Origin of the sequence: Micromonospora halophytica, from assembly GCF_900090245.1 — a bacterium.
Taxonomy (GTDB): domain Bacteria; phylum Actinomycetota; class Actinomycetes; order Mycobacteriales; family Micromonosporaceae; genus Micromonospora; species Micromonospora halophytica.
Map to the genome: position 1 here is coordinate 1 of NZ_FMDN01000005.1, position 20,666 is coordinate 20,666.

The following is a 20,666-nucleotide window of genomic DNA, read 5'->3' on the forward strand; positions in this document are numbered from 1 at the left end:
GACCCGCTACGACAAACTCGCTGTCCGCTATGAAGCCACCGTGCACATCTCCATGATCAACGAGTGGCTACCCCGCTTATGAAACGCGGCCTAGCTCCGCTACTCCACGATCAGTTCGTACCGCAGGCGCCGGCCCTGCGGCACCATCGTCATCACGCTCAGCTCGATCGGCACGTCCTCGGCCGTTCTGAGCAGTCGCGTCAGCCCGAGTACCCATTCACCTCGGGCCAGGCCAAGAGCTTCCCGCTCGGTCTCGGTGGGTAGCCGTGTGTAGACGTCCTCTGTGACCCGTTCGGGACGATAGCCCATCTCGGCCAGCAGGCTTACCGCTCCACCTCTGATCTTGCGTAGCTCACCCAGGGCCGTGCCACGAGCGATCGAGGCGGGGTAGTAGGAGTCCGTCAGCTCGACTGGTTGCCCGTCGGTCAGCATGAGCCGCCGTCTGACGATCACCGACGCCCCAGCCTCCAGTCGCAGCGCCAGCGCCACGTCGGCCGGAGGGCTCATCTCCCTCACCTCAAGCAGACGCTGGGTGCCGACGCTGCCCCGCTGCGCGGATTCAACGGCCCATGCATCCCCGCTGCCAGGCGTGACGTAGGGCATCGAGACGCTGACCCACTCGGGACGGCTCACTTCGACTCCTTTTCCCCGACATTGGCCAACGGTAGACCGAGCGCCACCACACTTCACCACAACCTTGCTACCTTATTGAAATGGCAGCAAGGTAACCGCCAACGAGAAGGACCGGGGTGGGTCGGTTTGGCGGCCTCTCCCACTCCCGGTCCGGCACGAGTCGACGGGAGCAACCACGACGGATCACGCCCGGGGAACGACTCCCCTCCTGTCTACCAGCCTCTGGGTACACCTGCGCGGCGTCGAACTGGGCCATCCGTCGGGGCCGCGTCAACGACGGGTGTTGGCCCGGCTCGACGCGGTCCGGGTCCGGCCGGTCGCCGCTGCGGCCGCCCATGTGCCGGTCCGCCCCGGCTGGCAGTGCGCCGGGTGCGGCGAGCCCTGGCCCTGCCAGGTCCGCCGCGACCGGCTGCTCAGCGAGTACGCGCAGAATCGCGCCGCCCTCGGTGTCTACCTGGGTCTGCACCTGGCCGACGCATCGTCGGACCTGCGCCGGGAACCGGCCGGTGACCTGTACGCGCGTTTCCTCGGCTGGCTGCGGCCGACCTGATCAACTCCATGTCGGCGAAGTGGCGGGGTCGAAGCGGCCTCGACACCGCCATTACGGCGAAACGGAGTCGATCAACGCCGGCCAACGCCAGCCAACGCCGGCCAGGGCCGGTCAGGGCCGGTCAGGGCGGGGTCAGGGCCGGGTCAGGACGGGACGGGCCGCCCGGTCAGCGCGTGCCACAGCCCCGCGCAGGCGTCCTCCTCGGTGTCGAAGGCCTGGCGTACGTCGTACACCCCGCGCTCGTACGCTCCGATCTCCCAACGCCCGTCGGCGGACCGGCGGAGGAACCAGAAGTCGGGCGGCAGGGGGACGTGCTCGTGCACCCCCTCCAGATCGAAGGCGTCCGGTGAGATACCGGCCTTCATCAGGGCGTTGCGCACCTCGTGCCGGTCCATCCCGTCCTCCCGTGGTCAAGCCTGCCCATCATGCCGTCGCCCCGTCACGCCGGCCCCGTCTCTCGCCTGCGCCACGCGTCGGCCACCGGGCCGGCGGCCACCCGTTCAGGTGACCGCCGACCGACGACTGCCCTCCCAGTGAAACCCGGGATCAGCAGACGTTGACGGTGGGCACGCCGCCGCCCACCCCACCCTGCAGGGGTACGGGGAGCGGCACGGCGTCGGTCGGGCACGGCGGCGGGGTGGGCTCGCCCAGGTGCTCCTCGACGATGAAGTGGTGGTCCAGCAGCCACTGCACGGTGAGGTTGCTGCCGGCCCGCGGCACGTACGCGGGGTTGAGTTGGAACTGGGTGCCCATGCCGGGCTGCGCGAACCACGGTGCGATCGGGCCGGAGTCGACGTCGAACGGCTTGAGCAAGCAGTAGGTGTGGTAGTTCGCCAGCGGCGCAGGCGGTGTGGTGGCCGGCGGCGTGGGCGGGGTGTTCAGGCTCTGCGGGGCCAGGGAGCGGGAGCCGAACGGGGTGCCGAGCGGGGCCAGGAAGGCACCACCGGGGAAGCCGAAACGGTCGAGGCGGTACCCGGGCAGCAAGGTCTGCCGCTGCTTGACCGGCTCGCCGTCCGGGCCGAGGAAGAAGCCGTTCTCGGGTGGGAAGACCAGTTGCGTCCCGGCCCCGTTCACGGTGTAGTTCCGGATCCACTGGGCCTCGCTCTGCGCGCCGAACCGCTGGTAGCCGGCGAGCAGCGGACCGACCGGCGACTGGAGCGGCAACGCCTCCGGGCCGAGCAGCCGGTTGTCGTCGTAGAACTGGGTGGTCTGCGGCGCGTTCGGCGGCAGGCCGGACCGGCAGAGGTTCTGGTGCGCCGGCGGCTGCGGCCGCGCCCCACCACCGGGCGACTCCGGCTGACCGGGCTGGCTGCCACCGGGCCGACCGGGCTGGTCGCCGTGCTGGCCACCGGGTCGGCCGGGCTGGTCGCTGGGGCCGGGGCGGCTCCCGCCCTCGCCCGGTCGCGAGCCGTCGTCGGAGAGGCCGGCGGCCTGCGGCACGGTGGTCGGGGTCGCGGTCTGTTGTGGCCCGCCGGGAAAGATGGCCAGGGCCGCGCCGGACACGACGGCGAGCAGCCAACGTCTACGCCTCACCACGAACCTCCCGTTGAAGGACGATCAGGCCTTCATCGTCGGGAGGTCAGTGCATGAATGTGAGCGTTAGTGACTGTTTGCCCACGAAAGGTGGACAGCTCCCCGCTCGTCCGGAGACGGGCGGGGAGCCCGGTCTCAGCGCTCCAGGATCGCGGTGACGCCCTGCCCGCCGGCCGCGCAGATGGAGATCAGCCCCCGGCCGCCGCCCTTTTCCGCGAGCAGCTTGGCCAGGGTGGCGACGATCCGTCCGCCGGTGGCGGCGAACGGGTGCCCGGCGGCGAGCGAGGAGCCGTTGACGTTGAGCCGGTCCCGGTCGATCGACCCGAGCGGGGCGTCCAGGCCCAGCCGGTCCTTGCAGAACTCCGGCGACTCCCAGGCGGCCAGGGTCGCCAGCACCTGCGAGGCGAACGCCTCGTGGATCTCGTAGTAGTCGAAGTCCTGCAGGGTCAGCCCGGCCCGGGTCAGCATCCGGGGGACGGCGTACGCCGGGGCCATCAGCAGCCCCTCGTCGCCGTGCACGAAGTCGACGGCGGCCGTCTCCGACCAGGAGAACCAGGCCGCCACCGGCAGGTGGTGCTCGCGCGCCCACTCCTCGCTGGCCAACAGCACGGTCGACGCGCCGTCGGTGAGCGGGGAGGAGTTGCCGGCGGTCATCGTGGCCTGCTCGGCGTCCGGCCCCTTGGCGCCGAAGACCGGCTTGAGCGAGCCGAGCTTCTCCAGGCTGGTCTCCGCACGGAGGTTCTGGTCCCGGGTCAGCCCCAGGTACGGCGTCAGCAGGTCGTCGAAGAAGCCCCGGTCGTACGCGGCGGCGAGGCGCTGGTGCGAGCGCAGCGCCAACTCGTCCTGGGACTGCCGGTCGATCCCCCAGCGCAGTGCCGTCCGGGCGGCGTGCTCCCCCATCGACAGCCCGGTACGCGGCTCGGCGTTGCGCGGGATCTCCGGCTTGAACGGGTGGTGCGGGCGCAGCTTCGCGGCGATCTTCAGCCGCTCGCCGAGGGTACGGGCGGAGTTGAGCTTCAGCAGGGTGCGGCGCAGGTCCTCGTTGACCGCCAGTGGCGCGTCGGAGGTGGTGTCGACGCCACCGGCGATGCCGACCTCGATCTGCCCGAGGGCGATCTTGTTGGCGACCAGGATGGCCGCCTCCAGGCCGGTGCCGCAGGCCTGCTGGATGTCGTACGCGGGGGTGTGCGGGTCGAGCTTCGAGCCGAGCACCACCTCACGGGTCAGGTTGAAGTCCTTCGAGTGCTTGAGCACCGCCCCGGCGACCACCTCGCCGACCCGCTGCCCGGCCAGCCCGAACCGGGCGACCAGCCCGTCCAGCGCCGCGCCGAGCATGTCGGCGTTGGACGCGCTCGCGTACCGCGAGTTGGACCGGGCGAAGGGGATGCGGTTGCCGCCGATGACCGCGACCCGCCGGATGCTCTGCACGATCCCGCCTCCGTTTCAGGGCTTGCCCATAACCTACTGGCCAGTAGGCTACGCCTATGACCGACAGGTACGCGAGCTTCGTCCAATCGGGGGCCGGTCGCACGCTGGTCAAGCGCCTCGGGCTGCCCGACCCGCCGCGACTGCGCCGGCACACCCCCGGCGACCCGCTGCTGACCGGCCCCGCCCTGCTCGGCGCGGCCACCGGCGGCCGGCTCGCCGAGCCGGTCGGCAAAATCCTGGCGTTCGCCGGGGTCGAGGCGCGCGACCCCCTCACCATCGACGCCGACGCCCGCTTCGGGGCCCTGGTGTACGACGCCACCGGCATCACCGACTCCACCGACCTGCGCCAGCTCTACGACTTCCTCCACCCGCACGCCCGCTCCGTGCTGCCCAGCGGCCGGGTGATCGTCCTCGGCGCCCCGCCCGCCGAGTGCGGATCCCCCCGCGAGGCCACCGCCCAGCGGGCCCTGGAAGGGCTGACCCGCAGCATCGGCAAGGAGTTCGGCCGGGGCGTCACCGCCCAGCTCGTGTACGTCACCCCCACCGGCGACGACGGCACCCTCACCAGCCTCGAATCGACCCTGCGGTTCCTGCTCTCGGGCCGCTCCGCGTACGTCTCGGGGCAGGTGGTCCGGGTCGGTGCCGGCCAGGCGCAGGCCCCGGCGGACTGGGACCGACCGCTGGACGGACAGGTCGTCCTGGTCACCGGGGCGGCGCGCGGGATCGGCGCCGCGCTGGCCCGGGTGCTCGCCCGCGACGGCGCCCAGGTCGTCGCCCTGGACGTCCCGGCCGCCGGGGACGCGCTGGCCGCGGTCACCAACGAGATCGGCGGCAGCGCCGTGCAGCTCGACCTGACCACCCCGGAGGCGCCCACCCGGCTCGCCGAGCACCTGGCCGCCCGGCACGGCCGGGTCGACGTGGTGGTGCACAACGCCGGCATCACCCGGGACAAGACCCTCGGCCGGATGGACGCCGACCGCTGGGACTCGGTGATCGACGTCAACCTCTCCAGCCAGGAGCGGATCAACGACGTGCTGCTGGAACGGAAGCTCATCCCGGCGGGCGGGCGGATCGTCGCGGTCTCCTCGATCGCCGGCATCGCCGGCAACCGGGGCCAGACCAACTACGCCACCAGCAAGGCCGGCGTGATCGGCCTGGTCGACTCACTCGCCCCGGTGCTGCGCGAAGAGCAGATCAGCGTCAACGCGGTCGCCCCCGGCTTCATCGAGACCCGGTTGACCGCCCGCATCCCCCTGATGGTCCGCGAGGCGGGCCGCCGGATGAACAGCATGTCGCAGGGCGGCCTGCCGGTGGACGTGGCCGAGACCATCGGCTGGCTGGCCTGGCCGGCCTCCGGGGCGGTCAGCGGCAACATCGTCCGGGTCTGCGGCCAGAGCCTGCTGGGGGCGTGATGGTCCGGCGCGACGAACCGAGCGACGAACTCTCCGTCCACGAGCTGATCGACGGCCCGACCGAGGTCATCTCGGCGCACGACCTGGCCGCCGTCCGCGCCGCCGGGCGCGGGCACGACGTCAGCGTCGAGGAGACGCACGACCTGTCCAAATACGCCACCGAGGACCTCTCGGCGCACACCGCCCGGACCGCCCGGGCCCGGGTCGAGCTGCTCCGGATGCCGACGCCGGGCGCCCTCTACCGGCGGGCGCTGCGCGACGCGGTGCCGGTGATCGGCCGGTCCCGCCGGCCGGACGCCGCGCCGCAGGTCGAACTGGCCGTTGCCGGGGTCACCGTCGACCGGGCGCACCTCGCCGAGTACGACCGGGTCTGCGGGTTCCGGCTGTCCGACACGCTGCCGGCGACGTACCCGCACGTGATGGGCTTCCCGCTGGCGCTGCGGCTGATGACCACGCCGGAGTTCCCCGTCCCGCTCACCGGCGTGGTGCACGTCGGCAACCGGATCACCGTGCACCGCCCGGTCCTCGCCGGGGAGACGCTGGACTTCGTCACCCACGCGGAGAACCTGCGCCCGCACGAGCGGGGGCGGCAGATCGACGTCGTACTGGTCGCCTCGGTCGGCGGCGAGGAGGTCTGGCGCGGCGTATCGACGTACCTCGGCAAGGGGCGCGCGGCGGGCGGCGGCGGGCGGCGCGACCCGGGCGAGCGGCCCGCGCCGCCGGCCGCCACGGCGCACTGGCGGGTCACCCCCCGGGTCGGTACGGACTACGCCCGGGTCTCCGGCGACCACAACCCGATCCACACCTCCAGGCTGGGGGCGCGGCTGTTCGGCTTCCCCCGGCCGATCGCGCACGGCATGTGGAGCAAGGCGCGCTGCCTGGCCGCCCTGGAGGGCCGGCTACCGGAGGCGTTCACGGTGCAGGTGGCGTTCAAGCTGCCGGTGCCACTGCCCACGACGGTGGCCTTCAGCGCCACCGGGGCCTGGGACTTCGCCCTGCACGACGCCCGGACCTCCCGCCCGCACCTGGTCGGCACGGTCCGCTGACATCCGCCGCCGGCCCCGTCGGCCGGCGGCGGGCGTGATCCGGCGACTCGGCGCGCGACCAGGGCCGAGCGCCGAGCATGAGGGCATGGAGACCGTGCTCGACCTGCTGCGCCACACGGTCACCTCGCCGTGGGTGTACCTGGTGATCTTCGCGGTCACCGCGGTCGACGCGTTCTTCCCGGCGGTCCCGGGCGAGACGGTCGTGATCACCGCCGGGGTCTTCGCCGCCGGGGGCGAGCCCGTGCTGGTCGCGGTGATCGTGGCCGCCGCGCTCGGCGCGCTCGTCGGCGACCACGTCTCGTACGCCATCGGCCGGGGCGGCGGCGCGCACCGGCTGGCCCGGCTGCCGGCCGACAGCCGCCGCCGGGCCGGCTCCGAGTGGGCCCGCCGCGCCGTGGACCGGCGGGGCGGCTCGATCCTCACCGCCTCGCGGTACGTGCCCGGCGGTCGCACCGCGGTCACCCTGACCATGGGCGCGGTCCGCTACCCGCTGCCGCGGTTCCTGTTCTTCGACGCGCTGGCGGCCGGCACCTGGGCCCTGTACTGCGGCCTGCTCGGCTACTTCGGCGGGCTGGCCTTCGAGCGCGACCCGGTCAAGGGCCTGCTCGTCGGCGTCGGCCTCTCCCTGGCCGTCACCGGCCTGGTCGAGCTGGCCCGCTGGCTGCGCCGCCGCGCCCACCACCGCGCCGCCCACCGCGCTCCGGGTCCGTGACCGTCCGGCCCCAGCCGTCTGCCTCACGATCGGGTTGCGGAAAAGGAGACGACACGCCGCCGAAGTTGTTCCGGAATGCTACTGGATCATGATGCGACCCGCCGTGGCCCAGGATGGCGGGGCGGGTCAGGGGGTTGGGGGGCGCCAGGTGGTGCCGTGCAGGAGTTGGGCGGCGCCCAGCCAGGCGACGTTCATCATCCGGGTGGCGGTCTTCTCCGGGTCGGCCTCTGGGCGGTCGGCGAGCCAGTCGGCCAGCGACTCGGACGCCCCGACCAGGGCGTACGCGACGACCTCCAGCTCGGTCTCGGCGACCTCGCGCCCCTCGGCGCGCAGCGCGTGGTCCAGCATCCCGGCGACCACCTCGACCAGCCGGGCCCGCATGGCGGCCAGTTCCCCGGCGAACGGCTGAGAGCCCCGGGCCTGCCGGTAGAGCACCGCCCAGCCGTCCCGGTGCGCGCCGACGAAGCCGAAGAAGGCGCGCAGCCCGCGCCAGAGCCGCTGGTCGGCGGGGAGGTCCGGAGCGGCGGCCCCGGCGATCGCCTCCATCATCCGGGCGGTCTCCCGGTGCAGGCAGGCGACGAAGAGCTCCTCCTTGGTGCCGAGGTACGCGTAGACCATCGGCTTGGAGATGCCGGCGTCGTCGGCGATCTCGTCCATGCTGGCGGCGTGGAAGCCACGTCGGGAGAAGACTTTCACGGCGGCGTCGAGCATCTGCTGCTCACGGACGGCTCGGGGGAGACGTTTGAAGGTGGGTGTGCTGGACACTCTTGCGAGCATACCTACTCGTGCGTAAGGTTACGCATGAGTAACCACTCACGCCCTCGGAAGGTGCATCCCCCATGACTGACTTCGACCCGGCCAACTTCGCCAACGTCGGCCCCAAGGAGTTCGCCCAGCTGGTCAAGTCCACCCCGGACGACAAGATCGCCGAGGTGATGTCCGGCGACCTGCGCGGCAAGATCCTCAGCGAGGTCTTCGGCCGGATGCCGCAGCTGTTCCGCGCCGACCGGGCGGGCTCGACCAACGCGGTCATCCACTGGAACATCACCGGCCGCCCCGACGGTGGCACCGACACCTACGAGGTGGCCATCGCCGACGGCGCCTGCACCGTCAACGAGACCCCGCAGCACGACCCGAAGCTCAGCCTGACCATGGGCCCGGTCGAGTTCCTCAAGATCGTCTCCGGTGGCGCCAACCCGGTGATGATGTTCATGACCGGCAAGCTCAAGGCCAAGGGCGACCTCGGCCTGGCCGCCAACATCGCCAACCTGTTCGACATCCCCAAGGCCTGACATGACCGAGTTCTCGCTCGACCTGAACGAGGAACAGCGGGATCTACGCGACTGGGTGCACGGCTTCGCCGCCGAAGTCGTGCGCCCGGCCGCAGCCGAGTGGGACGCCCGGGAGGAAACTCCCTGGCCGGTGATCCAGGAGGCGGCGAAGGTCGGCCTGTACGGCTTCGAGTTCCTCGCCACCTGCTGGGCCGACCCCACCGGCCTGTCTCTGCCGATCGCCAGCGAGGAACTCTTCTGGGGTGACGCCGGCATCGGGCTGAGCATCTTCGGCACCTCCCTCGCCGTCGCCGCCATCTACGGCGCGGGCACCCCCGACCAGATGGTCGAATGGGTGCCGCAGTGCTTCGGCAGCACGGACTCCCCGGCCGTCGCCGCGTTCTGCACCAGCGAGCCGGAAGCCGGTTCCGACGTCGGCGCCATGCGTACCCGGGCGATCTACGACGAGGCCCGCGACGAATGGGTGCTGCGCGGCCAGAAGGCGTACGCCACAAACGGCGGGATCGCCGGGATCCACGTCGTCACCGCCTCCGTCGAGCCCGAACTGGGCTCGCGCGGGCAGGCCGCATTCGTCGTACCGCCGGGCACCGCCGGGCTCAGCGCCACCCGCAAGCTGCGCAAGCTGGGCCTGCGCGCCTCGCACACCGCCGACGTCTTCCTCGACGACGTACGCGTACCCGGGCGTTGCCTGCTCGGCGGCAAGGAGGCCCTGGACGAGCGGCTGGCCCGCGCCCGCTCCGGGCAACGCGCCTCCGGCCAGGCCGCGATGCGCACCTTCGAGCTGTCCCGGCCCACCGTCGGGGCGCAGGCGCTCGGCGTGGCCCGGGCCGCCTACGAATACGCCCTGGACTACGCCAGGGACCGGGTCCAGTTCGGACGACCGATCATCGAGAACCAGGCGGTCGCGTTCGCGCTGGCCGACATGCGGATGGAGATCGACGCCGCCCGGCTGCTGGTCTGGCGGGCCTCCTGGATGGGGCGCAACAACCGTCCCTTCACCGCGGGCGAGGGCTCGATGTCCAAACTGAAGGCCGGCGAGGTGGCCGTCTCGGTCACCGAGAAGGCGGTGCAGCTGCTCGGCGGGGCCGGCTTCCTCCGCGACCACCCGGTCGAACGCTGGTACCGGGACGCGAAGATCTACACCATCTTCGAGGGCACCTCAGAGATCCAGCGGCTGGTCATCTCCCGCGCCATCTCCGGAGTACACGTCCGCTGACCCACCGGCCGGTGCCCCCGCACGGGTCCCGGCGTCACCGTCGGTGTCGGCATCCACCACCGCAGGTGGCGAACGGGGCCACGGCTTGGGCCGACGCCGTCGACGCAGGCATGATCGAAAGGTGAAGCCCAGGTGAAGGGCCCTTCGCGCGGCCCTTCACCGCACCCCCGCACGAGGAGGCCCCGCCGCATGGACCTGCCGTTCGTCGTGGCCACGCTGACCCGGCGCGGACTGCTCACCCCGGGCCGACCGATCCGGGTCGCCTCCCAGCTCGGGGCGCTGCGCAAATGGGGCTGGAGCCTCACCGGCGAGCTGCGCCAGGCCGCCGCCCGGGACCCGGGCCGCACCGCCGTGATCGACGACACGGGCGCCGAGCTGACGTACCAGCAACTGCTGGACCGGGCCGAACGGCTGGCCCGGGCCATGCGCTCCGCGCTCGGCGTGCAGGCCGGTGACCGGGTCGGGCTGCTCTGCCGCAACCACCACGCACTGATCGAGGCGATCGTCGCCGCCACCGTGCTCGGCGCGGACGCCGTGCTGGTCAACACCGGCCTCTCCGCCGCCCAACTGGCCACCGTCGCCGAGGAGCAGCAGCTGCGGGTGCTGGTGCACGACGACGAGTTCGCCGAGCGGGTCGTCGGCCTCCCCGCCGAGGTGCAGCGGGTCGACGAACGCACGCACGAGGACCTGGTGGCCGGCGCGCTCCCCGGCGACCTGCAACCGCCGGAGCGCGACGGGCGCACCATCGTCCTCACCTCCGGCACCACCGGCGTACCCAAGGGCGCCCGCCGCCCCACCCCCAACGGCTTCGGCCCGCTGGTGTCCATCATCGACCGCATCCCGCTGCACGCCCGCGACACCGTGATGATCGCCGCGCCGATCTTCCACACCTGGGGGTACGCCGCCCTCCAGGTCTGCTTCGCGCTGCGCGCGACGATCGTGCTGCACCGACGCTTCGATCCGGCCGCCACCCGGGACGCCCTCGTGACCCACCAGTGTCAGGCGCTCTTCGCCGTACCCGTGATGCTGCAGCGGCTGCTCGACGTGCCGCCGCCGGACCCCCGCCCCCCGCTGAAGGTGGTCGCGGTCAGCGGCTCGGCGCTGCCCGGTGGCCTCGCGCCCCGCTTCATGGACGTCTACGGCGACGTCGTCTACAACCTGTACGGCTCGACCGAGGTCTCCTGGGCCTCCATCGCCACCCCCGCCGACCTGCGCCAGGCACCCACCACCGCCGGTCGCCCACCGCACGGCACCCGGCTGGCCATCATGGACGACGACGACCAGCCGGTCCCCGACGGGCGGGTGGGCCGGATCTTCGTCGGCAACGAGATGCTCTTCGAGGGCTACACCTCCGGGGCGCGACGGGAGACCCACGACGGGCTGCTCGACACCGGTGACCTGGGGCGGATCAGCAGCGACGGACTGCTCTTCGTCGACGGCCGCGCCGACGACATGATCGTCTCCGGCGGGGAGAACGTCTTCCCGTCCGAGGTGGAGGACCTGCTCGCCCGCCTCCCCCAGGTACGCGAGGCCGCCGTCATCGGCGTCGAAGACCCCGAGTACGGCCAGCGGCTCGCCGCCTTCCTCGGCCTGCACCCCGGCGAGACCCTCGACCCGGAGGCGGTGCGCGAGTACGTCCGGCACTACCTGGCCCGCTTCTCCGTCCCCCGGGACGTGATCTTCGTGAAGTACCTGCCGCGCAACGCCACCGGCAAGGTGCTCACCCGGGAACTGCGCCGCTACTACGGCTGACGGGGCCCTCGGCACACCGGCCGGGCCCCGACGGACCAGCGACAGAGCGGTCGGCCCGTGAACACTCGACGAGCCGATCGGCCGTCAGTCGGGGACGGCGATCCGGCCCTCGACCGCCGCGGCGGCGATGTCGGTGCGGTGATGCGAGCCGGCCAACTCGATCCCGCGTACCAGGGCGTAGGCGGCGTCCCGCGCGGCGGCCAGGTCGTGGCCGGTGGCCGTACCGCAGAGGACCCGGCCCCCGGCGGAACGCAGGGTGCCGTCGTCGGCCCGGCGGGTGCCGGCGTGGATGACCCCGGCGCGGTCCGCGCCGATGATCTCGTCACCGGTACGCGGGGCCGCCGGGTAGCCCTCGGCCGCGACCACCACGGTGACGGCGGCGCCCTCGCGCCAGCGCAACGGCGGGTGGGCGGCCAGCGTGCCGGTGGCGGCGGCGTGCAGCAGCCCTGCCAGCGGCGTCTCCAGCAGGGCCAGGACGACCTGCGTCTCCGGGTCGCCGAAGCGGGCGTTGAACTCGATCACGCGGGGGCCGGCGGCGGTCAGCGCCAGGCCGACGTAGAGCAGGCCGGCGAACGGGGTGCCCCGGCGGCGCATCTCGGCCAGCGTCGGATGCACGACGTCGCGCATCACCTCGTCGACCAGGCCCGGCGGGGCCCAGGGCAGCGGCGCGTACGCCCCCATGCCGCCGGTGTTCGGGCCGGTGTCGCCGTCGCCGACCCGCTTGAAGTCCTGCGCGGGCAGCAGCGGCAACGCCGCCTCGCCGTCGGTCACCACGAACAGGGAGACCTCGGGACCGGCCAGGTACTCCTCGATGACCACCCGGCCGCACTCGCGCGCGTGCTCCTCGGCGATCGTCCGGTCATCGGTGACGACGACGCCCTTGCCGGCGGCGAGCCCGTCGTTCTTCACCACGTACGGCGGGCCGAAGTCGTCGAGCGCCCGCCCGGCGCTCTCCGCGTCCGTGCAGGTGTGGGCCCGCGCGGTCGGCACCCCGGCGGCCGTCATGATTTCCTTGGCGAACGTCTTGGAACCCTCCAGCCGGGCCGCCTCCGCCGACGGGCCGAAGGCCGGAATGCCCTTGGCGCGTACGGCGTCCGCCGCCCCGGCGACCAGTGGCGCCTCCGGCCCGATCACCACCAGGTCGGCCTGCACCTCGACGGCGAGCGCGGCGACCGCGGCGGGATCGTTCGCCGCCACCTCCCGCAGCTCCGCGAGCGAGGCGATGCCCGGGTTCCCCGGCGCCACGATCAACTGGTCGACGGCAGGATCGTCAGCGAGTCCGAGCGCGAGCGCATGCTCCCGCCCGCCACCCCCCACAAGAAGTACGCGCACGACCCCGCATCCTACGCGGCCACCCCACCCGCCCAGTTGATCAAGAAGTTTGCGTCTCACGCGTTGGTCAGCCGGTTCTGCCTGACCCGGTCCTCGTAGAGGGCCTCCGGTGTGCGATGTGGGGCCTGGCCGTCCGCCTCGGCGATCAGCCGGGCCGCCCGCCAGCCGAGATCGCCGACGCCGAGCAGGTAGCCGTCCTCGTCGCGCACCTCGAGTTGAAGGGCGTCCGGCGGGACACCACCGTCGACGCAGCGCAGGCGCACCCGGGTCTCCGACGGGGGCTGCGCGCGTCCGTCCGCCTCCGCGAGGTGCCCCCCGAGCCGCCACCGCCCCGCGCCGCCCCGCAATGAGCGCCGGTACCTTCCCGAGGTCCGATCCGGTGACGAGTCCCCGGTTCAGGGCCGAATCGAGCGCGCTGACGGCGCAGAACCGGTCCGCCCGGAGCGACACGTCGGCCAGGGTGCGCAGCGGCGTGGTCGCGGGCACCCCACCCACCGTGCAGAGGTCGTGCTCGCCGAGGGTGAGTTGGTGCACGACCAGCCCGGTGTCCGCCCGGCGCTGCGGGCGGGGCCGAGCGACCGGCACCGAGACATGGATGGCCGATGTCGGACGGAGGCCGGCGATCCGGTGCAGCTCGGCGGCGGTGTCGAGGACCGCGACGGCACCCGGTCCGAGGCTGGTCACCGCGGCACGGACACGCGCCCGGCGCAGCATGGCCGCCGACACCTGGGGCAGCGGCACGAAACATCCCCGCGCCACCCGGGTCCATCGCCCGGTACGGCACAGGTACCGGATCTGGTCCCGGTTGAACCCTACGGCCAGCGCCTGGGCCACCGTGACCATCCCGTCCTGCTGCCCGGCGATACGGATGAGGAGGTCGGACTCAGCCACCCCCACACCCTGACGGCCCCATCCACAACCCCGCCGCCCCTGTGGACAACCATCCCCACCCTGTGGATAACCCGCAGCGCCCAGTCAGTTGATCAAAAAGTTTGGGTACGGATCATGCGTGCATCCGTACCCAAACTTCTTGATCACCGGCGACAAGCGGGGCGGGGGGCCGGTGGGGCGGGTGGGGTTAGGGGAGGAGGGGGTGGCGGAGGACGTTTTCTTCGCGGCCGGGGCCTACGCCTACGACGCTGACGCGGGTGTTGGTGAGTTCCTCGATGCGGGCGATGTACCTGCGGGCGTTCTCGGGGAGTTCGTCCTCGGTCCTCGCCTTGGAGATGTCCTCCCACCAGCCGTCGAGCTCTTCGTAGATCGGCGTGGCGTGGTGGAAGTCGGTCTGCGTCATCGGCATGTCGTCGAAACGCTCGCCGTTGATCTCGTACCCGACGCAGATCGGCACCTTGGCCATGCCGGTGAGCACGTCCAGCTTGGTGATCACCAGGTCCGTGACGCCGTTCAGGCGGCAGGCGTACCGGGCGACGACGGCGTCGAACCAGCCGCAGCGGCGCTCCCGGCCGGTGGTGGTGCCGTACTCGTGGCCGATCTTGCGCAGGTGCTGGCCGTTGTCGTCGAAGAGTTCGGTCGGGAACGGGCCGGAGCCCACCCGGGTGGTGTACGCCTTGCTCACCGCGATCACCCTGGTGATCGCCGTCGGCGGGATGCCCGCGCCCACGCACGCCCCGCCGGCCGTCGGGTTCGACGAGGTCACGAAGGGGTAGGTGCCGTGGTCCATGTCGAGCATGGTGGCCTGGGCGCCCTCCAGCAGGACCGTCTCGCCGCGGTCCAGCGCGTCCCAGAGCATGACCCGGGTCTCCGCGATGTACGGCTTGAGCCGCTCCGCGTACGCCAGGTACTCCTCGATCGTCGCGTCGACGTCGATCGCCTTGCGGTTGTAGATCTTGAACAGGAGCTGGTTCTTCTCGCGCAGCGCGAGCTCCAGCTTCTTGCGCAGGATGCCCGGGTCGAGCAGGTCCTGCAGCCGGATGCCCATCCGGGCGACCTTGTCGCCGTACGCGGGGCCGATGCCCCGGCCGGTGGTGCCGATCCGGGAGCTGCCGAGGTAGCGCTCGACCACCCGGTCCAGGGCCCGGTGGTGCGGCATGATCAGGTGCGCGTCACCGGAGATGCGCAGCCGGGAGACGTCCACGCCACGCTCGGCGAGGCCGTCGATCTCGGCCAGCAGCACCTTCGGGTCGACGACCACACCGTTGCCGATGACGATCATCGCGCTCGGCGAGAGCGCCCCGGACGGCATCAGGTGCAGCGCGTACTTCTGCCCGTCCGGCGTGATGACGGTGTGACCGGCGTTGTTGCCGCCGGAGTAGCGCACGACGTAGTCGACCCGCTCACCCAGCAGGTCGGTAACCTTGCCCTTGCCCTCGTCGCCCCACTGAGCGCCGATGAGCACGATCGCTGGCATCTCTTCCGCCTCCAGAAGGCTCGGGTGCCAGGTGGCGACCGGTCAGCGAGCCCGGGGTGTCAGGCTAACAAGTAGTGACGGCGGGACCGGCAGGGGTCGCGTCGAGAGGCAGGAGGCTCCTTCGTGTACGACGTGGTGCTGCTCACCCTCGGCTCGGAGCGGGACGCCTCCGGTGGGGGCTGCGGCAGCGGCGACGCCTGCTGCGGCGGCGCCACCGAGGCGGGCGGGGAGAAGACCGAGGCGGGCGGGGGTAAGACCGAGGAGCGCTGCGAGACGCCGCGCGTACCGGTGCTGGCCTGCGCGGACGCGTTGACCGCGCGGGGCGCCCGGGTGGAGACGGTCACCGCCCGCTCGGACGCCGAGGTCGACGAGGTGCTGGCCCGGCTCGACGGCCCACCGCGTGCCGACGGCCTCGCCTGGCCCGACCCCGACTCCAAGACCCGGCTGATCGTCGCCACGGCCAGCGACGCCCAGTTGCGCGCCGTCCTGCGCCGGCTGGTCCGGCGGTACGCCCCACCCCCCAGCCGCCGCCCCGAGGACCTGGCCGGCAGCCGTACGGTGCCCGACCTGCCGCCGGTGGGCGTACTCCCGCTCGACCCGGCCCGCAGCGGCACGCACCGTGACCTGGCCGCGCAGCTCGGGCTGCCCCGCGACCCGGCGGCGGTGGCCGCCGCGGTGCTGGACGGCACCGCCCGCCGGCTCGACCTGCTGCGCAACGACGGCGGCTCGGTCACTTTGGACGGCGCGCTGCTCGGCGCGGCGGACGACGCCGGCCGCCCGCTGCACTGGCGCGGGCGGGTCGAGGTGGACGACACGCTCCTCTCCGACGGCGAGGACCCGATCCTGGCCTGCGCGGTCGGCAACGCCGGCGGGTACGCGAGCCTCGACGGGCTGCCCCTGCTGGCCGCCCCGGACCCGGCCGACGGCCTGGTCGAGGTGGCGGTGGCCGTTCCCGTGGTGACCCGCTCGGCGTTGGGCAGGAAGAAGATCCGGTTCGAGGTCCGGCGGGCCCGGGGCCGGGCGGTGGCGGTCGTCCCCCGGGACGCGAAGGTCCCGTTCCTCGACGACGGCGTCGAGGGCGAGCTGAGCCGCAAGCGCTCCTGGTGGATCGAGCCGGGTGCCTGGGCGGTCTGGACGAACTGACCCGAACCGGCGCTTCACTACGGTCCGTCACCGGAACGGGACGGCCTATCCTCGGCGGGAGGAATGGGGAGGAGCCGTGGTGGACGAGAACGCCGACCGGGCCCGGCTGCCGGGCCAGCAGCCGGTGCCGGAGCGGGACATCGAACCGCTCTGGCCGCCCGACGCGACCGACTCCGCCCCGGCCTGGGGCGGCCCGCCCTCGATGCTGTACCCGTCGCTGACCGCGGAGGTCGGCGGGCCCCCGGCGACCCCGGGCCGGACGCCGCCCCCACCGGACGGCGACTGGCCGTCGCTCCAGGCCGAGCCGACGCTCCCGCAGCCGTACCAGCGGGACGACGGCAGCGGCGCGACCAACGGGTACGGGCACGTGGGCGCCGTCGCCAACGGGACCGGCAGCACGTCCGGCCACGAGGGTGGCGCGTCCCACGGAGCCGGCACCGCCGCCCGGCACGGGAGGGCCGCCGCCCACGGAAGCGACCCCGACCCCGGGCACGGGAGTGGCGCGTCCCACGGGCCGTACCCGGCGTGGCCGGGGCCCGACGCCGGGCCGGACTCCGCCGGCGTACCCGAGCGGGCCGTGCCGGTGCCCCGGGTGGGGCAGCCCGCCCCGGTCGACCTCGACCTGCCGTTCACCCTGGACCAGCCGATGACGTCGGGGCCGGTCGACGCCCGGCGACCCGACCCGGGTCCGACCCACGCCGGTGAACAGGTCGACGCCCCGGCCACCGGCCTCGACGACCACCCGGCGGACCCGGTCGACGACCACCCGGCCGACCCGGTCCAGGTCTACCCGGCGACCGCCGACCCGCAGACCGGCCCGGTCGACACCGGGCCCGCACCGGACGGCGGAACTGCCGACAGCGCACCGGGCACCCCGGTCGTACCGGCGGAGACAAGCGGCGTCACCCAGCGGGAGTCCCCGTGGGCGCAGCCGCCGCAGCGGCTCTCGGCCGCCGCCGGGGAGGAGGCGGTGGGCAGCGCGGCGGTCCCCGGCCAGCCGGAGAAGCCCCCACCCGCCCCGAAACTGGGCCCGTTCCCGCCCTCGCCCGGGACGCCGTTCAGCCCGCCCGTGCCGCCGACGGAGTACCCGCCCGGCCCGACGCTCGCGGTGCCGCCCCCGCAGCCCGCCCCGGCGCCCCCGCAGCCCGGGCCGGCACGGCCGCACCTCGCCCCGGCGCCACACCCCGCACCGGGGCCACCCGGCCCCGCTCCGGCGCAGGCCGCCGGCTGGTACCAGCCGGCCTGGCAGCAGGGCACCCCGCCCGCCGGAATGCCGCAGCAGCCGCCCGCTCGGCAGCCGGCCGGCCCGCCCGAGCCGGCGTGGACCCCGGCGGCCGGGCCCGCGCCGACCGCCGAGGACTTCGCCCGCCGCAGACAGGCCCGCCCCGCCGACCCGGTCGCGACCATGGGCGTACGGGCGGTGGTGAACAGGATCGGGCTGGTCAAGCTCCCGCCGGGGCGGCACGAGCAGGAGGTGAAGCGGGACATCGAGATGGTCCGCCGGAACTTCGGCGGGCTGCGCCAGGTGACCGTGGTGAACCCGAAGGGCGGCGCCGGCAAGACGGTCGCCATCCTGCTGCTCGCGATGACCTTCGGGCAGAAGCGCGGCGGGTACGTGCTGGCCTGGGACAACAACGAGACCCAGGGCACCCTCGGCATGCGGGCCCAGCAGGACTTCCACTCCCGTACGGTCCGGGACATGCTGCGCGACCTGGGGCAGTTCCAGGGTGCGCACGGCCGGATCGGGGACCTGTCGCAGTACGTCCGCTCGCAGGGCGAGGGGATGTTCGACGTGCTCGCCTCGGACGAGTCGGCGACCGGCGGCGAGATGCTGACGGCGGCGGCGTTCGCCGAGATCCGCGAGGTGGTGAGCCGGTTCTACAAGCTGATCTTCGTGGACACCGGGAACAACGTCCGGGCACAGAACTGGCAGGCCGCGATGGACGCCACCGACCAGCTCGTGGTCACCATGTCGGCCCGCAACGACTCGGCGGAGACGGCCGCCCGGATGCTCGACCACCTGGAGCAGAGCGGCCGGCAGCGGCTGGTCCGGCAGGCGGTGACGGTGGTCTCCATGCCGCCGTCACGCAAGGAGATCGACCTGCCGGCGATCCAGGAGCACTTCGCCGCCCGGACCAGGGCGGTGCTGCTCGCGCCGTACGAGCGGCTGATCGACACCGGCGAGCCGATCCGGTACGGCGGGCTCTCCTCGGCCACCCGGGACGCCTGGCTCAAGATCGCCGCCGCGGTCGCCGAAGGGCTCTGACCGGCGGGCCGCCCGGACGGGTGCCGGGCGGCCCGCCGGGCCCGGATTCAGCTCCCGGCGCCGGCCAGGGCGTCCCCGGCGGCCGGGTCGCAGTCGCGCAGGAACTGGGCGCAGCGGGCCGCCTCGTCCGCCTCACCGATCTCCCCGGCGGCCCGGGACAGCACGTACAGGCAGCGCAGGAAGCCCCGGTTGGGCACGTGCGACCAGGGCACCGGGCCGTGCCCCTTCCAGCCGCTGCGGCGCAGCTGGTCCAGGCCCCGGTGGTACCCGGTGCGGGCGTAGGCGTACGCCGGGACGACCTGACCGACGTCGAACGCCCGGGCTGCCAGCGCCGCCCAGGCCGCGCTGTGGGTGGGGAAACGGGCCGCGACCTCGGCGTACGCCTCGTCGGTGCCCTGCCCGACGGCGTCGGCCAGGGCGGCGTCGGCCTCGTCGTGCGCGGGCAGGAGGGTGGCCGGTGGCTCAGGCAACAGGTTCTGCATCGCCCCATTCAACCCGCTTCGCGTAGCGGCGCGCGAGGGGGTCCGGCAAGGTGCGCTGACTGAACGGTGGAACGGCCGCCCCGCCTGCGGTCGGGGCGGCGAGCCCTGCGGCCCTCGGTGGCGAGCCCTGCGGCCCATGCCGTCACGCAATGTTTTCGATTACAACTATTGGTCCGGAGCCTCCCCAGGAACCGGTTACGCAGGAGCCCGGTGGCCTCGGTCACCGGGCTCCTGTCCGTTCGGGCGGGCCTGGTTCGGCGGGTTGCCGGCCGGGGGCAGGATGGCGTGGTGCCCACCCCACCTCCGGCGGACGTCATCGCGCCGCACACCCACCCCGACGAGATCGAGACCCGCGCCGCGTTCGACCGGCGACTCGCCTCCGGCAGCCTCGCCGGGCTGACCGTGCAGGGGCTCCGCCTCGACCTCGACCCGGTCCCCGACCTGACCGCCACGGACGTCGCGGGCACCCTCTTCGTGGGGTGCCGGTTCGCCAACCGGGAGGTCGGCGCCGACCTGGTCCGGCGCGGCGCGAACGTGGTGCCACCCTTCTCCGGGCTGCCGTACCCGACCCAGCCGTCGCACCTGTACACCCCGGAGGAGCTCTCCACCGGCTTCGCCGAGGGCGGCTTCGCCGGCATGTACGACACCCGGGTGTACACGCACTTCCGCGAGCACGGCGGCGCGCTGCCGGACGTCCGCGAGGCGCTCGGCCAGCGGCTGCACGACCATGGCGTGGACAACGCCCTGGCCGACGCGACCCGGGCCTGGCTGGCGACGCACGGCCCGCAGTCGGTGGTGGGCGTGATGGGCGGGCACGCCGTGCCGCGCGGCAGCGTGCCGTACCGGATGGCGGCCGTGCTGGGCTGGGAGCTGGCCCGGGCCGACCGGCTGGTGGTGACCGGCGGCGGCCCCGGCGTGATGGAGGCGGCCAACCTCGGCGCGTTCCTCGCCGCCTGGCCGGCCGACGAACTGAACGCCGCGATCGACCTCCTCGCGGCGGCCCCCGACTTCACCGACCACGACCGGTACACGGCGGCGGCGCTGGCGGTACGCGAGCGGTACGCGACGCCCCCGACCCTGCCGCAGCAGCGGGGACCCGGCGTCGACTGGGCCCGCACGGGCGGGCTGGCCGTCCCCACCTGGCTGTACGGGCACGAGCCGGCGAACCTCTTCGCCGGCAAGATCGCCAAGTACTTCTCGAACGCCATCCGGGAGGACACCATCCTGCGGCTGGCCCGGGGCGGGATCGTCTTCGCGCCCGGCCGCGCCGGCACCGTGCAGGAGGTGTTCCAGGCGGCGACGAAGACCTACTACGGCACCGACGGGGCGAGCGGCGCGTACGTCTTCCTGGACCGGGCGTACTGGACCCGGGAGCTGCCGGTCGAGTCGCTGCTGCGGCCGCTCTTCGCTGCCTCCCCGTTCGGTGACCTGTCGGCGACCGTGCACCTCACCGACGACGTCCGGGAGGCCGTCCGGGTGCTCACCGCGACGACCTGACCGG

Annotated in this window: 19 protein-coding genes and 1 pseudogene; 10 read left to right on the forward strand and 10 right to left on the reverse strand. The window is 73.5% G+C overall.

What is annotated here, in order from left to right; all coding sequences use genetic code 11:
- Positions 1-99: 99 nt before the first annotated feature.
- Complete coding sequence (locus GA0070560_RS09135; protein ID WP_425412619.1) at positions 100-603, reverse strand: UTRA domain-containing protein; 504 nt, start codon at positions 601-603, stop codon at positions 100-102.
- 313 nt (positions 604-916) lie between these two features.
- Here GA0070560_RS09135 and GA0070560_RS09140 point away from each other — a divergent pair, with 313 nt between their 5' ends.
- Positions 917-1,183, forward strand: coding sequence for a hypothetical protein (locus GA0070560_RS09140; RefSeq protein ID WP_091294431.1), 267 nt, complete (start codon positions 917-919; stop codon positions 1,181-1,183).
- Positions 1,184-1,326: 143 nt separating this feature from the next.
- On the opposite strand, the gene GA0070560_RS09145 is transcribed toward GA0070560_RS09140, so the two are convergent.
- The 3 genes from GA0070560_RS09145 to GA0070560_RS09155 all read right to left on the reverse strand — a co-directional run bounded on the left by GA0070560_RS09145 (position 1,327) and on the right by GA0070560_RS09155 (position 4,144).
- Positions 1,327-1,578, reverse strand: coding sequence for a hypothetical protein (locus GA0070560_RS09145; protein ID WP_091293751.1), 252 nt, complete (start codon positions 1,576-1,578; stop codon positions 1,327-1,329).
- 151 nt (positions 1,579-1,729) lie between these two features.
- A complete protein-coding gene (locus tag GA0070560_RS09150; protein WP_139131464.1) occupies positions 1,730-2,716 on the reverse strand; it encodes a glycohydrolase toxin TNT-related protein in 987 nt (328 codons plus the stop codon).
- A gap of 135 nt (positions 2,717-2,851) precedes the next feature.
- Positions 2,852-4,144: an acetyl-CoA C-acetyltransferase gene (locus GA0070560_RS09155; protein ID WP_091293755.1), complete on the reverse strand. Its 1,293-nt coding sequence runs from the start codon at positions 4,142-4,144 to the stop codon at positions 2,852-2,854.
- A 56-nt stretch (positions 4,145-4,200) separates the two neighbouring features.
- On the opposite strand from GA0070560_RS09155, the gene GA0070560_RS09160 reads away from it, so the two are divergent.
- From GA0070560_RS09160 to GA0070560_RS09170, 3 genes are all read left to right on the forward strand, one after another.
- Positions 4,201-5,556 carry a 3-oxoacyl-ACP reductase gene (locus GA0070560_RS09160; protein ID WP_091293758.1) on the forward strand — a complete coding sequence of 452 codons (1,356 nt, stop codon included), beginning with the start codon at positions 4,201-4,203 and terminating at the stop codon, positions 5,554-5,556.
- Entirely contained in the window at positions 5,556-6,602 is a 1,047-nt protein-coding gene (locus GA0070560_RS09165) for a MaoC/PaaZ C-terminal domain-containing protein (RefSeq protein WP_091293761.1), read from the forward strand. Before GA0070560_RS09160 ends, GA0070560_RS09165 begins: the two co-directional genes overlap by 1 nt.
- A gap of 85 nt (positions 6,603-6,687) precedes the next feature.
- The gene (locus GA0070560_RS09170; protein WP_091293763.1) at positions 6,688-7,314 is read left to right on the forward strand and encodes a DedA family protein; all 627 of its coding nucleotides are present in this window, start codon (positions 6,688-6,690) and stop codon (positions 7,312-7,314) included.
- 126 nt (positions 7,315-7,440) lie between these two features.
- Here the strand turns inward: GA0070560_RS09170 and GA0070560_RS09175 are convergent, their stop codons facing one another.
- Positions 7,441-8,079: a TetR/AcrR family transcriptional regulator gene (locus tag GA0070560_RS09175; protein ID WP_170839341.1), complete on the reverse strand. Its 639-nt coding sequence runs from the start codon at positions 8,077-8,079 to the stop codon at positions 7,441-7,443.
- Between the two features lie 74 nt (positions 8,080-8,153).
- Between GA0070560_RS09175 and GA0070560_RS09180 the strand changes: the two genes are divergently transcribed.
- The 3 genes from GA0070560_RS09180 (at position 8,154) to GA0070560_RS09190 (ending at position 11,574) form a co-directional block, all read left to right on the forward strand.
- Positions 8,154-8,606: an SCP2 sterol-binding domain-containing protein gene (locus tag GA0070560_RS09180; protein WP_091293767.1), complete on the forward strand. Its 453-nt coding sequence runs from the start codon at positions 8,154-8,156 to the stop codon at positions 8,604-8,606.
- A gap of 1 nt (position 8,607) precedes the next feature.
- Complete coding sequence (locus GA0070560_RS09185) at positions 8,608-9,822, forward strand: acyl-CoA dehydrogenase family protein (protein WP_091293770.1); 1,215 nt, start codon at positions 8,608-8,610, stop codon at positions 9,820-9,822.
- Between the two features lie 189 nt (positions 9,823-10,011).
- Positions 10,012-11,574 (forward strand): AMP-binding protein, encoded by a 1,563-nt coding sequence (locus GA0070560_RS09190; RefSeq protein WP_091293773.1) that lies wholly within the window; start codon positions 10,012-10,014, stop codon positions 11,572-11,574.
- An 84-nt stretch (positions 11,575-11,658) separates the two neighbouring features.
- Here GA0070560_RS09190 and purD read toward each other — a convergent pair whose 3' ends face one another.
- From purD to GA0070560_RS09205, 4 genes and pseudogenes are all read right to left on the reverse strand, one after another.
- Entirely contained in the window at positions 11,659-12,906 is a 1,248-nt protein-coding gene (gene purD, locus GA0070560_RS09195; protein WP_091293775.1) for a phosphoribosylamine--glycine ligase, read from the reverse strand.
- Positions 12,907-12,962: 56 nt separating this feature from the next.
- Positions 12,963-13,169, reverse strand: a complete 207-nt coding sequence (locus GA0070560_RS09200; RefSeq protein ID WP_139131465.1) for a hypothetical protein — start codon at positions 13,167-13,169, stop codon at positions 12,963-12,965.
- Between the two features lie 190 nt (positions 13,170-13,359).
- Positions 13,360-13,749: pseudogene (locus GA0070560_RS30215) on the reverse strand (hypothetical protein); the annotation flags it as partial.
- 235 nt (positions 13,750-13,984) lie between these two features.
- The gene (locus GA0070560_RS09205; RefSeq protein ID WP_091293779.1) at positions 13,985-15,274 is read right to left on the reverse strand and encodes an adenylosuccinate synthase; all 1,290 of its coding nucleotides are present in this window, start codon (positions 15,272-15,274) and stop codon (positions 13,985-13,987) included.
- Between the two features lie 123 nt (positions 15,275-15,397).
- Here GA0070560_RS09205 and GA0070560_RS09210 point away from each other — a divergent pair, with 123 nt between their 5' ends.
- Both GA0070560_RS09210 and GA0070560_RS09215 read left to right on the forward strand, forming a co-directional pair.
- The gene (locus GA0070560_RS09210) at positions 15,398-16,417 is read left to right on the forward strand and encodes a diacylglycerol kinase family protein (protein ID WP_091293781.1); all 1,020 of its coding nucleotides are present in this window, start codon (positions 15,398-15,400) and stop codon (positions 16,415-16,417) included.
- A gap of 79 nt (positions 16,418-16,496) precedes the next feature.
- Positions 16,497-18,683: a MinD/ParA family ATP-binding protein gene (locus tag GA0070560_RS09215; RefSeq protein WP_245675440.1), complete on the forward strand. Its 2,187-nt coding sequence runs from the start codon at positions 16,497-16,499 to the stop codon at positions 18,681-18,683.
- A 47-nt stretch (positions 18,684-18,730) separates the two neighbouring features.
- Here GA0070560_RS09215 and GA0070560_RS09220 read toward each other — a convergent pair whose 3' ends face one another.
- Positions 18,731-19,165, reverse strand: coding sequence for a DUF3151 domain-containing protein (locus GA0070560_RS09220; protein ID WP_091293783.1), 435 nt, complete (start codon positions 19,163-19,165; stop codon positions 18,731-18,733).
- 288 nt (positions 19,166-19,453) lie between these two features.
- On the opposite strand from GA0070560_RS09220, the gene GA0070560_RS09225 reads away from it, so the two are divergent.
- Complete coding sequence (locus GA0070560_RS09225) at positions 19,454-20,662, forward strand: SLOG cluster 4 domain-containing protein (protein ID WP_170839342.1); 1,209 nt, start codon at positions 19,454-19,456, stop codon at positions 20,660-20,662.
- Positions 20,663-20,666: the final 4 nt, after the last annotated feature.

Bases quoted from the DNA above. Each gene is read 5' to 3' on its own strand.
- GA0070560_RS09160 (WP_091293758.1), top strand. From the start codon at position 4,201: ATGACCGACAGGTACGCGAGCTTCGTCCAATCGGGGGCCGGTCGCACG.
- GA0070560_RS09170 (WP_091293763.1), top strand. From the start codon at position 6,688: ATGGAGACCGTGCTCGACCTGCTGCGCCACACGGTCACCTCGCCGTGG.
- GA0070560_RS09165 (WP_091293761.1), top strand. From the start codon at position 5,556: ATGGTCCGGCGCGACGAACCGAGCGACGAACTCTCCGTCCACGAGCTG.
- GA0070560_RS09190 (WP_091293773.1), top strand. From the start codon at position 10,012: ATGGACCTGCCGTTCGTCGTGGCCACGCTGACCCGGCGCGGACTGCTC.
- GA0070560_RS09220 (WP_091293783.1), bottom strand. From the start codon at position 19,165: ATGCAGAACCTGTTGCCTGAGCCACCGGCCACCCTCCTGCCCGCGCAC.
- GA0070560_RS09205 (WP_091293779.1), bottom strand. From the start codon at position 15,274: ATGCCAGCGATCGTGCTCATCGGCGCTCAGTGGGGCGACGAGGGCAAG.
- GA0070560_RS09185 (WP_091293770.1), top strand. From the start codon at position 8,608: ATGACCGAGTTCTCGCTCGACCTGAACGAGGAACAGCGGGATCTACGC.
- GA0070560_RS09135 (WP_425412619.1), bottom strand. From the start codon at position 603: ATGCCCTACGTCACGCCTGGCAGCGGGGATGCATGGGCCGTTGAATCC.
- GA0070560_RS09145 (WP_091293751.1), bottom strand. From the start codon at position 1,578: ATGGACCGGCACGAGGTGCGCAACGCCCTGATGAAGGCCGGTATCTCA.
- GA0070560_RS09180 (WP_091293767.1), top strand. From the start codon at position 8,154: ATGACTGACTTCGACCCGGCCAACTTCGCCAACGTCGGCCCCAAGGAG.